At 41.1% G+C, this 17,796-nt stretch carries 18 protein-coding genes; 7 read left to right on the top strand and 11 right to left on the bottom strand.

Annotation, left to right across the window (positions count from 1 at the left end):
- Window positions 1-35: 35 nt before the first annotated feature.
- Together E0H89_RS08935 and E0H89_RS08930 are read right to left on the bottom strand one after the other, a co-directional pair.
- On the bottom strand, window positions 36-902 hold the full coding sequence (locus tag E0H89_RS08935) for a LysR family transcriptional regulator (RefSeq protein ID WP_131216290.1): 867 nt from the start codon (window positions 900-902) through the stop codon (window positions 36-38).
- Window positions 903-1,095: 193 nt separating this feature from the next.
- On the bottom strand, window positions 1,096-1,350 hold the full coding sequence (locus tag E0H89_RS08930; RefSeq protein ID WP_131216289.1) for a DUF2061 domain-containing protein: 255 nt from the start codon (window positions 1,348-1,350) through the stop codon (window positions 1,096-1,098).
- 175 nt (window positions 1,351-1,525) lie between these two features.
- On the opposite strand from E0H89_RS08930, the gene E0H89_RS08925 reads away from it, so the two are divergent.
- From E0H89_RS08925 to leuB, 5 genes are all read left to right on the top strand, one after another.
- Window positions 1,526-1,717 carry a hypothetical protein gene (locus E0H89_RS08925; protein ID WP_131216288.1) on the top strand — a complete coding sequence of 64 codons (192 nt, stop codon included), beginning with the start codon at window positions 1,526-1,528 and terminating at the stop codon, window positions 1,715-1,717.
- Between the two features lie 331 nt (window positions 1,718-2,048).
- Entirely contained in the window at window positions 2,049-3,482 is a 1,434-nt protein-coding gene (leuC, locus tag E0H89_RS08920) for a 3-isopropylmalate dehydratase large subunit (protein ID WP_131216287.1), read from the top strand.
- Between the two features lie 146 nt (window positions 3,483-3,628).
- Window positions 3,629-4,279 (top strand): 3-isopropylmalate dehydratase small subunit, encoded by a 651-nt coding sequence (gene leuD / locus E0H89_RS08915; RefSeq protein WP_131216286.1) that lies wholly within the window; start codon window positions 3,629-3,631, stop codon window positions 4,277-4,279.
- Window positions 4,280-4,381: 102 nt separating this feature from the next.
- Entirely contained in the window at window positions 4,382-4,966 is a 585-nt protein-coding gene (locus E0H89_RS08910) for a hypothetical protein (protein ID WP_131216285.1), read from the top strand.
- Between the two features lie 24 nt (window positions 4,967-4,990).
- Entirely contained in the window at window positions 4,991-6,070 is a 1,080-nt protein-coding gene (gene leuB, locus E0H89_RS08905; RefSeq protein ID WP_131216284.1) for a 3-isopropylmalate dehydrogenase, read from the top strand.
- 52 nt (window positions 6,071-6,122) lie between these two features.
- On the opposite strand, the gene E0H89_RS08900 is transcribed toward leuB, so the two are convergent.
- The 3 genes from E0H89_RS08900 to infA form a co-directional block, all read right to left on the bottom strand.
- Window positions 6,123-6,524, bottom strand: a complete 402-nt coding sequence (locus E0H89_RS08900) for a hypothetical protein (RefSeq protein WP_131216283.1) — start codon at window positions 6,522-6,524, stop codon at window positions 6,123-6,125.
- Window positions 6,525-6,666: 142 nt separating this feature from the next.
- The gene (locus E0H89_RS08895) at window positions 6,667-7,050 is read right to left on the bottom strand and encodes a hypothetical protein (RefSeq protein WP_250697853.1); all 384 of its coding nucleotides are present in this window, start codon (window positions 7,048-7,050) and stop codon (window positions 6,667-6,669) included.
- 138 nt (window positions 7,051-7,188) lie between these two features.
- On the bottom strand, window positions 7,189-7,410 hold the full coding sequence (gene infA / locus E0H89_RS08890; protein WP_001284370.1) for a translation initiation factor IF-1: 222 nt from the start codon (window positions 7,408-7,410) through the stop codon (window positions 7,189-7,191).
- 231 nt (window positions 7,411-7,641) lie between these two features.
- Here infA and E0H89_RS08885 point away from each other — a divergent pair, with 231 nt between their 5' ends.
- Window positions 7,642-8,652 carry an AraC family transcriptional regulator gene (locus E0H89_RS08885; RefSeq protein ID WP_131216282.1) on the top strand — a complete coding sequence of 337 codons (1,011 nt, stop codon included), beginning with the start codon at window positions 7,642-7,644 and terminating at the stop codon, window positions 8,650-8,652.
- Window positions 8,653-8,788: 136 nt separating this feature from the next.
- Here E0H89_RS08885 and truA read toward each other — a convergent pair whose 3' ends face one another.
- The 5 genes from truA to asd form a co-directional block, all read right to left on the bottom strand.
- Window positions 8,789-9,586 (bottom strand): tRNA pseudouridine(38-40) synthase TruA, encoded by a 798-nt coding sequence (truA, locus tag E0H89_RS08880; protein ID WP_131216281.1) that lies wholly within the window; start codon window positions 9,584-9,586, stop codon window positions 8,789-8,791.
- 12 nt (window positions 9,587-9,598) lie between these two features.
- Window positions 9,599-10,567: an asparaginase gene (locus E0H89_RS08875; RefSeq protein ID WP_131216280.1), complete on the bottom strand. Its 969-nt coding sequence runs from the start codon at window positions 10,565-10,567 to the stop codon at window positions 9,599-9,601.
- A gap of 48 nt (window positions 10,568-10,615) precedes the next feature.
- The gene (gene fimV / locus E0H89_RS08870; RefSeq protein WP_131216279.1) at window positions 10,616-11,917 is read right to left on the bottom strand and encodes a T4P machinery localization factor FimV; all 1,302 of its coding nucleotides are present in this window, start codon (window positions 11,915-11,917) and stop codon (window positions 10,616-10,618) included.
- A 69-nt stretch (window positions 11,918-11,986) separates the two neighbouring features.
- Window positions 11,987-13,435, bottom strand: coding sequence for a FimV/HubP-related protein (locus E0H89_RS08865; RefSeq protein ID WP_131216278.1), 1,449 nt, complete (start codon window positions 13,433-13,435; stop codon window positions 11,987-11,989).
- A 142-nt stretch (window positions 13,436-13,577) separates the two neighbouring features.
- Window positions 13,578-14,696 (bottom strand): aspartate-semialdehyde dehydrogenase, encoded by a 1,119-nt coding sequence (gene asd, locus E0H89_RS08860; protein WP_131216277.1) that lies wholly within the window; start codon window positions 14,694-14,696, stop codon window positions 13,578-13,580.
- Window positions 14,697-14,885: 189 nt separating this feature from the next.
- Here asd and E0H89_RS08855 point away from each other — a divergent pair, with 189 nt between their 5' ends.
- Complete coding sequence (locus E0H89_RS08855) at window positions 14,886-16,013, top strand: endonuclease/exonuclease/phosphatase family protein (protein WP_131216373.1); 1,128 nt, start codon at window positions 14,886-14,888, stop codon at window positions 16,011-16,013.
- Window positions 16,014-16,684: 671 nt separating this feature from the next.
- Here the strand turns inward: E0H89_RS08855 and E0H89_RS08850 are convergent.
- A complete protein-coding gene (locus E0H89_RS08850; RefSeq protein ID WP_131216276.1) occupies window positions 16,685-17,785 on the bottom strand; it encodes a glycosyltransferase family 4 protein in 1,101 nt (366 codons plus the stop codon).
- Between the last annotated feature and the right edge of the window lie 11 nt (window positions 17,786-17,796).

Below are 17,796 nucleotides of genomic sequence, written 5' to 3'. Positions count from 1 at the left end.
TGCATCAGTTTAGATGCAGCAAGAGCAATTTAGATTTAAATCGATTGTTGCATCATGGCAACCAGTTCCTGTACTGCACGTGACTGGGTGCGTCCAGGATGCCAGACCATGCCCAATTGACGGTTCATCTGCAGGTTAATATCCAGTTGTTTTAAATCATGATTAACCAGCGTCTTGGGCAATACCGACCAGCCCAGTCCAATCGAAACCAGCATCCGAATGGATTCAAGCGGATTGTTACTCATGGTGATTTTCGGTTTAACGCCTTGCTTTTCAAACTCTGCCACGGTGATTTGCGTGGTATAGGTTTGGGCCGCCGGCAATAGGCTCGGATATTGAATCAGATCTTGCAGTTGTAAATCTTTCTGATTGGCTAAGGGGTGAAAAGGTGCTGCCACAAAAACCAGAGGATCATCCCAGATGGTGACATAACTGAGACGAGCATCGCCTTGAGGAGGAAGCGTCAAAAATGCCAGTTCCAGGTCACCGGCTAGCACTTTTTCATGCGCCTGTTCAGAGTCAACAAAATGCACATCCAAAGTCACATTTGGAAATTCTTGCACATAATTACGCAGGTGACTGGGTAAATGATGCAAGCCAATGTGATGACTGGTGCCAATTTTGAGTTTGCCCTGAACTTGTCCTTGTTCATGACTGAGAGTGTGGTGAATATCGCCCAGTTCATTTAACCAGTTTTTCACTTTTGGTAGTAAGGAATGTGCGGCATGGGTGGCTTGAACACCACGACCCGCAGATTCAAAAAGTTTCACACCAAAATATTCTTCTAAACTATGAATACGTTTGGTAACAGCCGGCTGGGTAATAAACAACAGATCGGCAGCCATAGAAATAGAGCCGGTTTCCATGACTTTAACAAACGCTTCAAAGGCGGCAAGATTCATAAGGGTAGTCTGGTTATGAAATATTTAAATAATTATAAAATATTTTTATATTAAAAGTGAATCAAATCATAAAAAATCTATACATAAAAATGTATAAAGATGTGAATTTAAGTCTTGGCCATAAAAAAATCCCCCCTATAATTGAAGTGATTTTGATCAAGAAGAGAACACCCATACCCAAGATTTATAGGGTTTAACCTGCGTTGAGCTGTCCATATTCCTGCTGTTCGTTATTTTTTGAAGGTTTAGCTTCCCAAATTTTTTCATGGAAAAAGAAGGCAAAGGCCTGAATGGTTGGTTCAAGCAAGCTTAGGGTTAAAGCCATCCAGATACTTCCTGTCACGAAATAGCCCACCAACATGGCAATAGTGATGTGCATAATGTAATAGCTAAAAGTTTTCTTAAACATGCGTTGGTTGTTATCAACGAATTTTTGAATCTGAGCCATGGGATAAGTCCTCAATCTTTACTCGGGATATGACTAAATGATAATCAGTCTTATTTGATTTGTAAAAGCGAATATTTTGAATTTTTTAATCGGTTTTATGAATTTTAAGGTGAGTCAATCACAAAAATAAATAAACAGTATCAACTACTGATGTGCGACTAAAAGGATGTAAATTATGGACATTAAACATATTAAATTCTTACTCGATATTTTCGAAGAAGCGGTCGAAAAGCGGATGGGTGTCTACGAGATTGCAGATGATGAAGGTGATGAAAACAGAGCCGCTGCTGAGTGTAATATTGCGAAAGCAGAATTAATCAGGGCCATTGAGCAACTAGCAGCAGACAAACCGAACTCTTCTAGTTAAAAAGCTGAGTCTCAAGAGTTCAATATTTTTGGGACTAAGTAAATTTGGGTAAATAAGGGTTGCGTGAGCAGCACAGATTCAGTTGTCTTATTAAAATCTAAACGTTCTATAGAGCCATCCTGAATATGGGGCTGTTCAAAAATGATGTAGAAATAGCAGGTTGGTCGAAAAAATTGAGCAGATAATTGAGTAAATATATCGGATTGTATCGACTAAAAACTAATTCCAAAAAGTTTTCAAACTAATAAAAATGATAAATTAGATTTATGCGAATACGTGGTTATAATCGAAGTTAATGAAAGCATTACCCAGTTCTATGGAGCGCGTCGACATGGCAGGCAATACCCAAAAAGCAAAGACTTTGTATGACAAATTGTGGGATGACCATTTAGTAAAACAACGAGATGATGGTTCAGCCTTACTTTATATTGATCGTCATTTATTACATGAAGTCACGTCGCCACAAGCTTTTGAGGGTTTACAGCTTGCAGGTCGTAAACCTTGGCGTTTAAGTGCCAATGTTGCAACTCCAGACCATAACGTACCGACCTCAAAAGCTGAACGTGATCAGGGGATTGCCGGTATTGAAGATGAAACTTCACGTATTCAGGTACAAACTTTGGATGATAACTGTGAGGTTTTCAATATCGTTGAATTTAAAATCAATGATATTCGCCAAGGGATCGCGCATGTGGTCGGCCCTGAACAAGGTTTGACTTTGCCGGGTATGACTGTGGTGTGTGGTGACTCACATACGGCAACGCATGGTGCATTTGGTTGTTTGGCACACGGGATTGGCACTTCAGAAGTTGAACATGTATTGGCAACCCAATGCTTGGTTCAAAAGAAAATGAAGAACATGTTGGTGCGTGTTGACGGAAAATTAGGTCAAGGTGTCACTTCAAAAGATGTGGTGTTAGCGATCATTGGTAAAATTGGTACTGCTGGCGGTACAGGTCATGCGATTGAATTCGGTGGTCAAGTGTTCCGTGATATGTCGATTGAAGGTCGTATGACCGTGTGTAACATGGCGATTGAAGCCGGTGCACGTGTCGGTATGGTGGCTGTCGATGACAAAACGATTGAATATGTCAAAGGTCGTAACTATGCACCAAAAGGTCAAGACTGGGATCAAGCAGTTGAATACTGGAATACTTTGCATTCGGATGAAGGCGCATACTTTGACACTGTAGTCGTGTTAAAAGGCGAAGAGATTGAACCGCAAGTTTCTTGGGGAACTTCTCCTGAGATGGTAATTCCTGTTTCAGAGTCTGTACCGACTTTAGAACAGGCCAAAGATGACGTACAACGCAATGACTGGACACGTGCTTATCAATATATGGGTTTGAATGAGGGTCAGGCATTGGCAGATATTCAGTTAGACCGCGTATTTATTGGTTCGTGTACCAATTCTCGTATTGAAGATATTCGTGCTGCTGCTGAAGTGATTAAAGGACGGAAAGTTGCCGGTTCAATTAAACAGGCGATGGTGGTTCCAGGTTCCGGTTTGGTGAAACAGCAAGCTGAAGCTGAAGGCTTGGATCAAGTATTCTTGGAAGCTGGCTTTGAGTGGCGTGAACCAGGTTGTTCAATGTGTTTGGCGATGAATGCCGATAAATTGCAACCGGGTGAGCATTGTGCCTCAACCTCTAACCGTAACTTCGAAGGTCGTCAGGGTAATGGCGGTCGTACCCATTTGGTGAGTCCAGCTATGGCAGCTGCTGCTGCAATTGCAGGTCACTTTGTTGATGTTCGTTCATTCTAAGTTTAAGCCTTCATCCCCGCCTTCTTCCTGAGCCATGAATGGTGTAAGAGAAGGGGTTCCCTCTCCTGAGTGAGTTTTAAGCACTGCTTTAAAACGAAGCACAATTGAGGACTAGGGAGAGGTTACGGATTCATTGGGAAATAATCATGAAAAAATATACCGTTGAACAAGGTATCGTTGCACCATTAGACCGTGCCAATGTCGATACAGATTTAATTATTCCAAAACAGTTTTTGAAATCGATCAAACGTACCGGTTTTGGTGAAAACCTGTTTGATGAATTGCGTTATTTGGATGAAGGTTATTTGGGTTTAGATAATTCTAAACGTCCAAAAAATCCAGATTTTGCTTTGAACCAGCCGCGTTATCAAGGTGCTTCAATTTTGATTTCACGTGCCAACTTTGGTTGTGGTTCAAGCCGTGAGCATGCGCCGTGGGCACTTGAAGAATACGGTTTTCGTACCGTAATTGCGCCAAGCTATGCAGACATTTTCTTTAACAACAGCTTTAAAAATGGCATGTTGCCTGTGATTTTATCTGAACAGATTGTGGATCAGTTGTTTAAAGAATGTGCTGCAACTGAAGGTTATCAACTGACGATTGACTTGGACGCCCAAGAAGTACGCACACCATCGGGTGAAAGCTTTAAGTTTGAAGTTGATCCGTTTCGTAAACATTGTTTATTGAATGGTTTGGATGATATTGGTTTAACCCTTCAGGCCGCGGATGATATTCGTGCCTATGAAGAAAAAACCAAGCAATCGCGTCCTTGGGTGTTTCAGGAAATTCGCGCTTAATTATTTGAATTTTCAGCCCTAGTAGTATCGGAGCCTAACTCTTGCTAATATCGAGTCCATAAAAATATCTCGTTGGCTTGAATTGGTGAGGGGGCTCGAACAATGGCAAAAGTTTATGGTCGGCTTGCTGTACTCAGTCTTATGGTCGCATCCTTAAGTGCATGCCAAAGCATTGATACAGTACGTATTAAACAGGTAAAAGAAACAGAATCGACGGAATTAAATGCGTTGATTTTCTGTGCCGGTACAGAACAATGTGAATTTGAGCGTTTCGATCAAATTCACATTGTCGATGCTAAAAGTCATCGGGTGAGTCGTGAAGCAATTCAACAAGGTCTGGTTCGTCTGCAAGCCAAGTCTTTAAATGATGCTAATCCTTTGTCTTTGTCGGTACCTGCCGGGCAGCATGAATTAGTGATTCGCTTCTATCCTGTGTCCAAGGACCGCGCTGAAACGCTGCATGTATTCCACAATTTTATTTCGCAAAAAACCTATACCTTTAAGATGTATCGTGACCGAAGCAATCATAAAGGTAATTTGTTGAACGCATCTGCACCAGATCCACTGTGTGTTGAACTTCATCAAGAACAAAAGACCATTCGGCGTTTCTGCAAACCGTATAATGTCCTGAATGGCTTAGGCGAGTTTGTAGAACAAAAAAATTTAAAATCCCCATCAGTCAAATGACTGAATTGAAAAATGGAAAAACTCATGTCTAAACATATTTTGATTTTAGCTGGTGACGGCATCGGTCCTGAAATTGTTAAAGCCGCAGAGCAAGTACTCACACGCGTAAATGAAAAATTCAATTTAGGTTTGACTTGGGAACAAGGTTTATTGGGTGGTGCCGCGATTGATGCACATGGTGCGCCATATCCGGAAGTGACGTCTGAACAGGCAAAAAAAGCAGATGCAATTTTACTCGGTGCGGTCGGTGGTCCTAAGTGGGATACGATTGAGCGTTCAATTCGCCCTGAACGCGGACTATTAAAATTGCGTAGCGAACTGAATTTGTTTGCTAACTTGCGTCCTGCGATTTTATATCCGCAATTGGCAGACGCTTCGAGCTTGAAACCGGAAATTGTATCCGGCCTAGATATTTTGATTGTGCGCGAATTGACAGGTGGCATTTATTTCGGTCAACCGCGCGGTATTCGTGAATTAGAGAATGGTGAGAAACAAGGTTTTAACACTGACGTTTATTCAGAATCTGAAATCAAGCGTATTGCTAAAGTGGCGTTTGAACTTGCTGGCTTACGTGGTGGTAAAGTCTGTTCTGTTGATAAAGCCAATGTCCTTGAAGTGACTGAGCTTTGGAAGCAAACGGTGACTGCAATGAAAGAAGCAGAATATCCTGAGATCAATTTGTCACACATGTATGTGGATAACGCAGCAATGCAGTTGGTCCGTGCACCAAAACAGTTTGACGTGATTGTAACTTCTAACTTGTTCGGTGACATTTTGTCTGATGAAGCGGCAATGTTGACTGGTTCAATCGGTATGTTGCCATCTGCATCACTCGATGAAAATGGTAAAGGTATGTATGAACCTTGCCACGGTTCTGCACCAGATATTGCAGGTCAAAACCTGGCAAACCCGCTTGCAACGATTCTTTCTGTTGCCATGATGCTTCGTTATACTTTCCGTGAAGAAACGGCCGCACAAGCCATTGAACAGGCTGTAGGTCAAGTTCTAGACCAAGGTTTGCGTACAGCAGATATTATGTCTGAAGGAATGAACAAAGTCGGTACAGTTGAAATGGGTCAAGCTGTGGTTACAGCTTTGAACTAAGTTTTAGTTGAATAAAAAAACGCAGCCAAAGTGCTGCGTTTTTTTATTCTGTTTAACAAGTACGACCTGTGTAATGAACAGATTTTGCAATGTTCTGCTCTAAATAATAGACAATTTTGCATTGCAAGTTCACATCATAGCTTTGTGCTCTAGGAGTGATTTGTATGGGGATAGCGCCCGAATCAATATCAGCAGGATTTTGTACCATGGGTACCGGAATGGTCATGGGACGAATCACTGTATAAGTGAGTGTCTGGTCATTTACGGTAGGCGATAATACTTGCTGATACCCAATACTTCCCAAATCTAGATTGGCTTGAATAGCTTGGCTGCTCTGTCCAATGAATTGCTGTAAATAGGCATCACGCTGTATAGTAGTTGTGGTAGGTGTGGTAGTACACGCAGTAACTAAACCAAAAGCGGTACAGCAGCCCAAAATCAGTGTGAATTTCATGAGTTATCCTCACACCAAATAAAATCAGTTTAAGCAAATTACAGGCAAAAATACTGTTGTAATTTGATACACGGTACAGATGGATAGTCATGATAAGATCCGATCTGATCCTTTAAAATTTGTTACCGGCTATTCTCGCTGTTTAACAAGCTCTACCGCTATAGCGAATGGATTGAACAATCTCATCTTTCAAATTAAACCAGACCTGACATTTCATCTCGATGTTATACCCACCATTTGAGGGGGTAGGCATGGGTGCACCCATCGAAATACTGTGACTAATATTGGGCGTGCCTATCGGAATATTCATATCACGAATAATAGTGTAGCTGAGCGATTCTACTGTTTGAATAGGCTCTTGAGTGGTTCTAAATCTCATTGCACGAAGGTCAAGTTGGCTGCGAACTTGTTCTGCAGTTTGACCTACATATTGTTGTAAAGACTTATTAAGACGATGATGACCACCTGTCGCGCAAGCTGCTAGGACTAAACTGCAAAGTAGGGCTAAATGCTTTAGTTTTATCATTTTTAAAGGTATCAATTTAATTTTAATTCAATTGATAGTCGTGAATTTAAAGACTCCTGTCGAATTTATTTTACTGAATAATAAAAAATTAAGGGAATAAAAAAGCCACTTGAAAGTGGCTTTTGCTTTCGCTAAAACTTAGCGCGCACGATAAGTAATACGACCCTTGGTCAAATCATAAGGGGTCATTTCTACTTTAACACTGTCGCCAGTTAAAATACGAATATAATGTTTACGCATTTTACCAGAGATGTGGGCAATCACTTCATGACCGTTTTCTAAACGTACACGGAACATAGTATTAGGAAGCGTCTCGGTGACAACGCCTTCGAACTCGATGAGTTCCTCTTTATTGGCCATAGCCTACCTGAATGAATAAATTGGAAAGGCGCAAATTATAGTCAATTTTTTTGCATAAAACAAGGCGCAATGCGGCTTTGCCCGATCATCTGTCAGTTAAATAAGCGAACCGCCGGTTTAAATTTTTTCTACAAAAAAGCGTATTGTTCTGTTGTCAGTTTGGTCAATCACAGTTAATCTAAAATTAATCTTTTTAAGTATAAATAAATAATATATAAGGAAGGTCTTTGCGTGGGTCAGTTAACTGATGCATCGGTTGTTTTGCGATTGGGCTACCAAGCCATTCGTCGTTCAGGTTTGCCAACTGAAGAAATTTTAACCAAAGCTGGTGTGGCCTTAAATCAGGTCGAAACGAATGATCGTACTCCGCTCAGTGCCCAATATGCGTTTTGGGTGGCTGCAGAGGAAGTAAGTAAAGATCCTGACATCGGTTTGCATTTAGGTGAACACCTGCCTTTATATCGCGGACAGGTGATTGAACATCTGTTTATTTCGAGTGAAAACTTTGGTGAAGGGCTAAAACGGGCCTTGGCCTACCAACGACTGATTAGTGATGCCTTTCATGCCAAACTGATTATTGAAGATGATCGTTGTTATCTCACTAATGGTGAGCAGGGCGCCTGGGCGGACAATTTGGTCAATCGTCATTTTTCTGAATGTGCGATGTCTGGAGTATTGCGCTTCTTTAAATTTATTACTGAAGGCCGTTTTCAGCCCATTTATATCGATTTTAATTTTAACCAAGGTGCTTTTGACGAAGAGTATTTCCGGGTTTACGAATGCCCGGTGAGTTTAGGTCAAAAGGAAACCCGCTTATATTTTGATCCTGCTATTTTGGATTACCAGTTATGGCAAGCTGAACCGGAGCTATTGCAGTTGCATGAGCAATTGGCGCTTGAAAAGTTGCAAGAGCTGGCGCGCTATGATTTGGTGGGTGAGGTTCGCCGTGCGATTGGTTCGACGCTAGAAAGTGGTGAAACCACTTTAGAAACTGTTGCGACGCATTTAAATATTACACCGCGCCGTTTACGCACACAGTTGAGTGAAGCCAATACCAGTTTTCAGCAAATTCTGTCCGACTATCGCTGTCGTTTGGCGAAAAAATTACTGGCCAATACTGCTGAAAGTGTGGAACGAATTGTATATCTCACTGGATTTTCTGAGCCGAGTACTTTCTATCGTGCCTTTAAGCGTTGGACCAATGAAACGCCTGTGGAATATCGCAAAAGAAAGCAGCGTTAAGTTTCATAAAAACCCCTTCCTAAGCCCCTCCTGAAGGAGGGGTTTTTTCTCATCCATTTTAAGTGACAGTAAAATTTCCCTTCTTTGAAAAGATGAGAAGCACAGCTTCGCAAAAGGGGAGGATTATAGAAGTAAATTATTCCGGCATATTTAACCAATGTGGGCCAAGCGGTGCTTTGGGTAAATCAAATTGTTCTGGATAATCAGCGTGAATAAAATACAAGCCATCGGGTAGGGCTGTGATGCCCGCCGCTTTACGGTCTTCGGCTGCAAAAATTTTGTCAATATGGTCAATTTCATACATCCCCTGACCAATTTCAAGTAGACATCCCATGATGTTGCGCACCATATGATGTAAAAAACCATCTGCCTGAATGTCGAGCACCAAATAACAACCATGACGGATTAAACGGCAATGGCTGACATGACGAACCGGTTGATTCGATTGACAGGAGGAGGCGCGAAAACTTTCGAAATTATGTGTGCCTTCAAATTTCTTTGCAGCCTCAATCATCTTGTCGGCATTAAGCGGATAATATACATGGGTAACTTGTTTATAAAGTAACGCAGGACGCACCGGATTATTATATACCACATAACGATAACGTCGTGCTTGTGCTTTGAAACGGGCATGGAATGCCATATCCATTTCTTTAATCCATTGTATTGAGATATCTTTAGGGAGTTGGCTGTTTGAGCCCATCAGCCAACCATCAATACTGCGGATGGCATGAGTATCAAAATGCGCTACCATATTGGTAGCATGCACGCCGGCATCGGTACGCCCTGCGCCATGTAACAAGATCGGTTCATTTGCTACTTTGGACAGTACTTTTTCGATGGTTTCCTGTACGCTACGCACGCCGCTTTGCTGAGTTTGCCAACCTCGATACTCAACCCCAGAAAACTCAATACCGACCGCAAAACGCTGCATATTTACCTCTATTTACAATGAATCATGCCAGTGAGCATGCCACTGGTCTACGCTGTCGTATTGTAAATACATTTTCAGTGCTTTTGCATAAAGATCTGCATGTCCCAGACAATCACTGATCAGGATGTTGGCATGGTGTATCCATTCGCTCACGGCATAGCGCTGGTCAATGATACCGAAAGGCACTTGAGTGGTGAGAATAATGGCACAGCCTTGTGCACGTATATCTTGAAGTGTGGTAATGAATTCCTGATTCACTGCCAGATTACCTATACCGAAACCCTGCAAGATCAGAACATGAGGAAGATGTTGCTGTAAGTTTTTTAAGTTTTTAATTTGTTGTTCTATGACTATGGGCTGTGCCATTAAACTTAAGCAGTTAAATGATTGTGCCTTTTCAATATCATGTTCATGTACGACGTAGCTTTGCTGATGGGTAACCAAGTTCTCTTGGGCGTTTAATCCAGCGAATGCATCTAATTCAGTCGTATGTTGTTTCAACGCTGTTTGGGCATGAATAAGCTGGTGATGAAAAGCTAAATATACACCGACAGAACTAGTTGCTACCGCATCAAGGGCAAAATTAAGATTATCGATGGCGTCGGTAAATTCACGGGTATTGGTTCCGCTTATATTGAGTAGTGGGTATTGGCTACCGGTCATGACCACATGTGCAGATTGTCCCAGAAATCGGGCAAGTGTAGCACTGGCATAGCTCAGGGTATCAGTGCCATGTATTACGACAAAATGTTGATAATTTTTAAGTTGTAAATTTTGAATTAACTGAATAAGTTGCAGCCAGTCAGTTGCTGTGCAGGCACTGCTGTCTTTTATACTGGGTGCGACAAAACATTCGATATGAAGATGTAAAGGAAGAACGCGTTGTAATTGGGGAATAAAGTTTTCAGCCGGCATAGGACTCAGTGGCTCGCCAATGCAACCAAATGTTCCCCCCATATAAATTAAAGCTATTTTTTTCATAATAAAAAAGCAGTCAATGATGACTGCTTTATAGTAGATCGAAATACCTTAAGAAGCTATCTGATTACGTAACTGATCCGCTTGTTGGCGTTGTTCAGCCGTATATTCAGCTTCTTGCTCTGCTAATAATTCCCGTGCCGATTCAAACGCACCCAATTGAATATATTGCTGTGCAAGATCTAAATTAAGACTGATTTCATTGACTTCAATCAGTTCAGGAAAGGATTGAGCCAGCGGATCATTTTGATCTGCTTTAGATGCAGATGAGCTGATATTGCTAATATCAAAATTCACACCTGAAACTGGTTCTGCAGGCAGTTGTTCAGTGACTGTTACTGGTTCTAAATTGAAGTCTAAATCTAGACTTGGTTTGGTTTCTCCAACCGCAATTTTTACTTCAGTCGGTGTAACAGTTTCTGTCGCTGAAAAATCAAAATTAAATTCAGGTTTCTCATCAAGCACAGGTTCAGCAGTATTCGCTATTTGCTCTGTTGCTGGGGTATCCAAACTAAAAGAGAAATCTAAAGGTTTGATTTCTTCTGCTAAAGGAATTACTTCTTGCTTCGGAGTGACTGCTACAGGACTCGGATCTAAAGAAAGTGTACTGAAGTCTAAAGGTTTGATTTCTTCAACAGTAGGGGGTGGTACTTCTGCTTTTTTTGTATCGAGGGCAAAGGTATTGAAATCTAAGGGCTGGATTTCATCCACTGCTTCTGTCTTGGCCAAAAACGAGTCTTGCTGTAATTGATCGAAAGATTGATGAGGTACTGTCGCAGAAGCTGCAGTAGGACTCATCAATGCATCAAAATCAGCAATATTTTTTTGTTCAAGCGGTGCTGTATGAACAGGTGTTGGAACTGTAGATTCTAATTTGAAATCAATGGTATCTCTAGAACCTTCTGCTTCTTTTTCATACGCGGCTTTTTTAGCGAGCGCTTGTTCTAAAAATTCATCCAGTTCTAATGAACGTAGATGATTAATCAGTTGGCTAATTGCAAACTCATCTTTTTGTAAGATGTGAATATCTAGCAACAGCAAATACAACTCATGCTGAGAATTGTCTTTATTTAAGGCTTGATTAATCTGTGCTTCAGCCGAGAAAAAGTTACGCTCACGGATGAGCGCTTCAATTTTATTGTGGACATCAACAGACAAAGGGGTGGTTTTTTTCTTCTCAACAACAGTACTTGCCACAATTTGAGTTTTTTGTGAGGGCTTTTTTGTTGAGCTTACTTTTTTAGCTTTAGCCTTCGATGCGGATGTTTGCTCTGCCTGTTTATTTGCGTCACGCTTTTTTAATACAACTGCGATCACTAATAATAATATAAACGGAATCACATAAAGCAGCATGTTGTTACCCCTTACAGGATTGAGTTTCTATCAATGAAACTCATCCAAAAAATCAAATTGTATAACACCTTAGTGTGTTGGCTTTTTCTCTACTTGTTGTGCTTCCAATTGTTGTTGCAATTGGGCAAGACGAGTATTTAATAGTTGAATTCTGTGATCCTTATGACGTAATGCAAATTCTAACTGTGTTACGTTTCTCTGTAATTTAACGGTTTTTTCACGCGATGTCATAACTTTTAATGATAACTCGTTCGATGTTTGATTTTTTTCTGTGTTCTTTTTAGCAGAACCGCTGGCTGAATCTTGTTCTTTCTCTGCAACCAGACTCATCTCTGCTTGATTTAGGCGATATTTGGCTTTACCCGATTGGTTGGACGGTGTATTTGCCAAGTTTGCAACGCTGACTTTCTTATCTTCTTTTTGACTATTGGTGGTGTTTAAATTCAGTGCCGCGCCGCGCCGTAAACGATTCATATCACCTTGAATAAAAGCATGTTCATTATTCGCTTTAATCTGTTTCATGACCTCACCGACCGGGCGATTTTGCTCAGTTGCCACACGTGTAGCGATTGCCCAAAGAGATTCATTAGATTGCACCACATGTTTAGTGGTTGGTGCAGTAGCTACACTTTCATTTTGTTGTTTGGGTGGTTTAGGAGTAGGTTTAGGTGCTTCCGGTTTGGTTTTTGCAGTCGCTTGTTCTGCAGGTTTATTCGCTAGTTTATTTTCGGCTATTTTTTGAGTGGGGGAGGCTGCATATTTTTTCACTAAGGGGTCTGCAGAAAAAATTGCATTGGATGCCGTTTTGTTAGACGCAAACGCAGTATCTTTAATCTCATTTTTTATTGTGATTGGTTCTGGTATTTTTATTTCGGCTAAAGCAGTTTTATTCGGTTGAGCTGCTGGCATACTCATTGCTGAAATGACCACAGGTGCGGGATTCATGGTATTTAAGCGCGGTGGCGCTGCTTTTTTTACCATTAACGGAGCTTCAAAGGATTGATAAGCGGCTGGTGCTTTTGCAACCTGATATTGAGTGCTTTCAGGCAAGTGCAAGGCAATATCTTTTTCACTAACAATCGTGATAGGCGTTAAAGGTTTTTCATTGTTTGGAATACGGGCCTGAGTATTTGTGTTACCACGTGGTAGCGGTGTTTTAATATGTTTTAGATGCGTCGTATTGCCTTCTTGAATTTTAATAATAATATTCAGTTCTGCTTCAGTCAGTGGACGGGAAGAGGTAACAGTAATCACGCCATTACCAGAGCTATCACGACGGGTAAAAAAATTAAGATGGCCAGGTGGTTGATGGACTACGCCTAAAGTGGTGATATCTGATGCACTGGCTAAGCTGGCCTGTATTTGCGCATTAGCATCCGCCTGGCGGAAATTCATTTCTGCATAGAGTAATTCGCCCGGTGCAGATTGAATTTGGATAGGATCAATAGTAATCGCATGAATATTCTGTGAAGCAATAATAGCTAAAATGGCAATCTTTAATTTGTTATATGCAGTCATCTTAATTTTTAGCTCGGTCTTATATCGCATTGCGAAAGTTGTAGATTAACGAGATGTTGAATAATTGTAAAATACTAACATAAAGGATACATAAAAAAGCCGGTCAATTGTGACCGGCTTTTTGTTTTCTTGACTTAAAAAATTAAGAATTTTTATATTCAATAAGGATGCGAAGCATACGGCGTAAAGGTTCTGCAGCACCCCAAAGTAATTGGTCACCTACAGTAAAGGCACCGAGGTATTCTTTACCCATATTCAATTTACGCAAACGACCTACAGGAACAGTTAAGGTACCTGTTACCGCGACAGGAGTCAGGTCAGTCATTGACGCTTCACGGGTATTTGGCACCACTTTCGCCCATGGGTTAGATTGACGAATCATATCTTCAATTTCATCAAGTGGTACGTCTTTCTTAAGCTTCAAAGTTAAGGCTTGAGAGTGACAACGCATTGCACCAATACGCACACAGTGACCATCAATCGGAACAATTTGTTGATTGCCCAAGATTTTGTTGGTTTCAACTTGCGCTTTCCACTCTTCTTTAGACTGACCATTATCAAGTTGTTTGTCGATATATGGAATCAAAGAACCAGCTAAAGGCACACCAAAGTTGGCAGCAGGGAAGCCTTCACCACGTTGCAAGTCCGCAATTTTAGAGTCGATATCTAGAATTGGGGAACGGGGATCATCTAGCAATTCTTTGGTATTGTTATATAAATAACCCATACCGGTGATCAGTTCACGCATATTTTGCGCCCCTGCACCAGATGCTGCCTGATACGTCATTGCAGTCATCCACTCAACCAAATTGTTTTGGTAAAGTGCGCCCATGCTCATCAACATCAAGGAAACGGTACAGTTACCGCCCACAAATGTTTTAGTCCCATTAACTAAGCCATCTTTAATCACGTTCATGTTTACTGGATCAAGTACAATGATCGCTTCATCATCCATACGCAGGGTAGATGCTGCATCAATCCAGTAACCGTTCCAGTTTTCTGCTTTTAATTTAGGGAAAACGTCCGAAGTATAATCACCACCTTGGCAGGTAATAATGACATCCATTTGCTTCAGACTGTTAATGTCTGATGCATCCATAAGTGCTGGGGCAGTCTTACCACCAAACGCAGGGGCTTCACCACCGGCATTACTGGTAGAAAAATAGAATGGCTCAAAGTGAGCAAAATCATTCTCTTCAACCATACGTTGCATGAGGACAGAACCAACCATCCCGCGCCAACCGACCAGACCTACTTTCATGTCATTTTGCCTCGGTGCGTAAAAAAATAAAAAGGGGGCTTGAGTGTATCAAAAGAGACCACAACTGCAAGTGCTACATAATCAAAACATCAATATTATTGAGGAGAATATCTTGTTTATGTTACATACAAAATTGATAAACTTTTTTAAATCTAAATAAATTAAAAACATACACAAGAGTAAATGGCTATGGTTTGGGTGGAAATAATCGCAGTCATTGTGGTTTGGCTGACTTTCTGGTCGCTGATCCCGCGTGATGAATGGTGGATTCGAGGGGCGGATTTTCCACGCTTGCAAATTTTGGTTTTGGGACTGATCGCTTTTGTCTTATTGGTGGTCTGGGATCAGCCGTGGGATCTATGGCGTGAAATTATCTTTATTGCCTTGATTGCGGCACTCGCATATCAACTGAAAATGGTACTGCCTTATACTTTTATTTGGAAAAAACAGGTCAAAAAAGTCCATAAGAATCAGCTCATCCCCGATAAGCAGATCTCTTTGATTGTTTGTAATGTATTGACTCCAAATCATAAATATCATTTGTTGATAGAGCAGATTCAAAAACATCAACCTGATGTGATATTGACATTAGAATCGGATCAGATCTGGCAAAATGCGCTTTCAGTGATTGAAAAAGATTATCCATACCGTGTGCCGGTACCGTTGGATAATTTATATGGCATGCATCTGTATAGTCGTCTTGAGTTGAAAGATACCGAAGTGAAATTCATTTTAAGTGATGAGATTCCTTCCATTCATACCACTATAATTTTACGCTCAGGCCAACCTGTACAACTCTATTGCTTGCACCCTAAACCGCCAAGCCCAACTGAAGCCAAAGATTCCACCCTGCGTGATGCGGAGCTTTTATTGGTGGGTGATCAAATTAAAGATTTGGATGAAAGCTGTATTGTGATGGGGGATTTGAATGACGTGGCTTGGTCAAGAACCACACGCTTATTTCAGCGGATTAGTGGACTGCTTGACCCACGTGTAGGGCGGCATTATATCAATACCTTCCATGCAGATTATCCGTTGTTACGCTGGTCACTGGATCATATATTTCATAGTACCGATTTTGCTCTGGTTCATATGGAACGATTGCCGCATATCGGTTCTGATCATTTTCCGGTATATGTGGTGCTACAAACTGGTCGTGTTTTCGAACAGGTTCAGGACGAGCTGGAACAAACTGATGCCGATGAACAAGAAGCTCAAGAGGCGATTCAGGAAGGTATTCAAAAAGCAGAAAAAGAAGAAAAATTAGTCACTGATGAAATTGCACAGGACTATAAAAATGGTGCGAAAGTACCTTAAGACAATTAGAGGAAAAGTGTACGAAATGGCTTACAAGGATAGAGGTTAATTGCGAATAGTTCTTTTTTCCATTTCCACTTAATCTAGACTCATCAGCCAAGGAGCTGGGAATGGAAAATCCCATTATGGAAGACGGTATAGGCTGATAGTGAGTCATCATGGATATGATGCAGCAATGGATAGCAACACTATAATAAAAATATGATTTGGAAAGCACAACCTTATATACCCGAGTTTTGCAGGATGCAGAACTCGGGTTCTACTTTTATAGCGGGTCTTAAAAATGGAAATTCAGCTACGGATTTATCCCAATTCCAAGCATTTAAAATATATCTTTAACTTTACTGATTTAACATGTGATGCTGTACATCTCTATAACTGTGCTATGACTTTTAAAATATCCACACATGATCAGGTTGCTGAAGCAGAAGTCTTAAAAATTTATCCAGTAAATCATTGGTCATGAGCGCAAAAGTCAGTTCAGCTGATGGCAGCATTACATCATTCGTATAGTCTGGTTACAGCCAGACGAGATGGAGTACTTATTCGTCTGGGAAATATAATCTCTGATGGACATCGAGTGGTGTATTTCCGCATTTATTGGTATCTCCCAATTTTCCTTTTATCTTTAACAAAGAGATTAAAAGCAGCTGGGAGAAAGAAACTTGGGTTTATTTCAAAACCTGTTTATACAAAGCAATGGTTTGATCACACATCTCTTTTAGACTAAACATTTCAACAGGTTTTACTGCTTGAGGCTGATCAATATGTTGCTTGACTGCATTTAATAGTGCAGATTGATCATCAACATCAATTAAACCTTGCGGATAAATCTTCGATAAAATCTCTGCGACACCGCCACGATTCCAGCCAATTACGGGTGTTCCCACCGATAATGCTTCTAATGCCGTACGGCCAAATGTTTCGGCCTGATTGGACAGCGAAAGCACCACATCGCTGAATGCTAGCCACTCTCGAATGTCAGAACGATGTCCAACAAAAGTGATTTTTTCTCTTAGATCCTGGGCTTGAATGCTGTTTTCTAATTCTTCCAAATAAGCCTGTTTTTTCGCATCTGCGCCACCCACCACTACAGCATGTACATGAGGGTACTGCTGCACGAGCTTGCCCATCAAATCAATCAAGGTTTCATGACCTTTTAAGCGAGTAATCCGTCCAGGAAGACAAACTAAAAACTTATTTTCCAGTTGAGGGAAATCTTTAAAGGTTTGATTAATCCATTGTGCAGAAGGTTGATAGCCGTGAGGAAACTCTTGCGGTGAAATACCGCGATAAATGCGCACAATATTTTCAGGCGGACAGTTTTTATAATGCTCGGTAATGTATTGCACCACGCTGTCCGAGACAGCAATGACTTTTTCAGCTTGCGTCATAATGGCACTATAACGATTGGTTGAATAAAAACCATGTACCGTTGAAATGAGATGTGGGCGTTTATCTGCCGGGATGCCTTTTAATGCAAAATGAGTTAGCCATGCAGGGACACGTGAACGAACATGTACGATGTCTGGTTGATGTTGCTCAATCAGTTTACGCAAAGGGCGTATTTGCCAAAGACTGGATAATGATTTTTTATGAATGGCTAAACTGAGATGCTGTGAACCTTCTGCTTCAAGTTGTGCGACCAAACGTCCACCATTTGAAACCACCAAAGATTCGTGACCATCTGCAATAAGCGCACGTGCAATTTCTAGTGTGCCACGTTCAACACCACCACTGTTCAATTCAGGAAGAAGCTGCATAATTTTCATCGGTATTATCT

It is taken from the genome of Acinetobacter sp. ANC 3781, from assembly GCF_004331285.1.
Taxonomy (GTDB): Bacteria; Pseudomonadota; Gammaproteobacteria; order Pseudomonadales; family Moraxellaceae; genus Acinetobacter.
The sequence above is the reverse complement of the archived record's forward strand: the minus strand, read 5'-3'. Positions and strand labels throughout refer to the sequence as shown.

Excerpts from the sequence above, each read along its gene's own strand:
- leuC (WP_131216287.1), top strand. The coding sequence starts at position 2,049 with ATGGCAGGCAATACCCAAAAAGCAAAGACTTTGTATGACAAATTGTGG.
- truA (WP_131216281.1), bottom strand. The coding sequence starts at position 9,586 with ATGCAGCGTTTTGCGGTCGGTATTGAGTTTTCTGGGGTTGAGTATCGA.
- fimV (WP_131216279.1), bottom strand. The coding sequence starts at position 11,917 with ATGCTGCTTTATGTGATTCCGTTTATATTATTATTAGTGATCGCAGTT.
- E0H89_RS08910 (WP_131216285.1), top strand. The coding sequence starts at position 4,382 with ATGGCAAAAGTTTATGGTCGGCTTGCTGTACTCAGTCTTATGGTCGCA.
- E0H89_RS08935 (WP_131216290.1), bottom strand. The coding sequence starts at position 902 with ATGAATCTTGCCGCCTTTGAAGCGTTTGTTAAAGTCATGGAAACCGGC.
- E0H89_RS08895 (WP_250697853.1), bottom strand. The coding sequence starts at position 7,050 with ATGATAAAACTAAAGCATTTAGCCCTACTTTGCAGTTTAGTCCTAGCA.
- leuB (WP_131216284.1), top strand. The coding sequence starts at position 4,991 with ATGTCTAAACATATTTTGATTTTAGCTGGTGACGGCATCGGTCCTGAA.
- E0H89_RS08865 (WP_131216278.1), bottom strand. The coding sequence starts at position 13,435 with ATGACTGCATATAACAAATTAAAGATTGCCATTTTAGCTATTATTGCT.
- E0H89_RS08930 (WP_131216289.1), bottom strand. The coding sequence starts at position 1,350 with ATGGCTCAGATTCAAAAATTCGTTGATAACAACCAACGCATGTTTAAG.
- asd (WP_131216277.1), bottom strand. The coding sequence starts at position 14,696 with ATGAAAGTAGGTCTGGTCGGTTGGCGCGGGATGGTTGGTTCTGTCCTC.
- E0H89_RS08925 (WP_131216288.1), top strand. The coding sequence starts at position 1,526 with ATGGACATTAAACATATTAAATTCTTACTCGATATTTTCGAAGAAGCG.
- E0H89_RS08855 (WP_131216373.1), top strand. The coding sequence starts at position 14,886 with ATGGTTTGGGTGGAAATAATCGCAGTCATTGTGGTTTGGCTGACTTTC.
- E0H89_RS08850 (WP_131216276.1), bottom strand. The coding sequence starts at position 17,785 with ATGAAAATTATGCAGCTTCTTCCTGAATTGAACAGTGGTGGTGTTGAA.
- leuD (WP_131216286.1), top strand. The coding sequence starts at position 3,629 with ATGAAAAAATATACCGTTGAACAAGGTATCGTTGCACCATTAGACCGT.
- E0H89_RS08875 (WP_131216280.1), bottom strand. The coding sequence starts at position 10,567 with ATGAAAAAAATAGCTTTAATTTATATGGGGGGAACATTTGGTTGCATT.
- infA (WP_001284370.1), bottom strand. The coding sequence starts at position 7,410 with ATGGCCAATAAAGAGGAACTCATCGAGTTCGAAGGCGTTGTCACCGAG.
- E0H89_RS08900 (WP_131216283.1), bottom strand. The coding sequence starts at position 6,524 with ATGAAATTCACACTGATTTTGGGCTGCTGTACCGCTTTTGGTTTAGTT.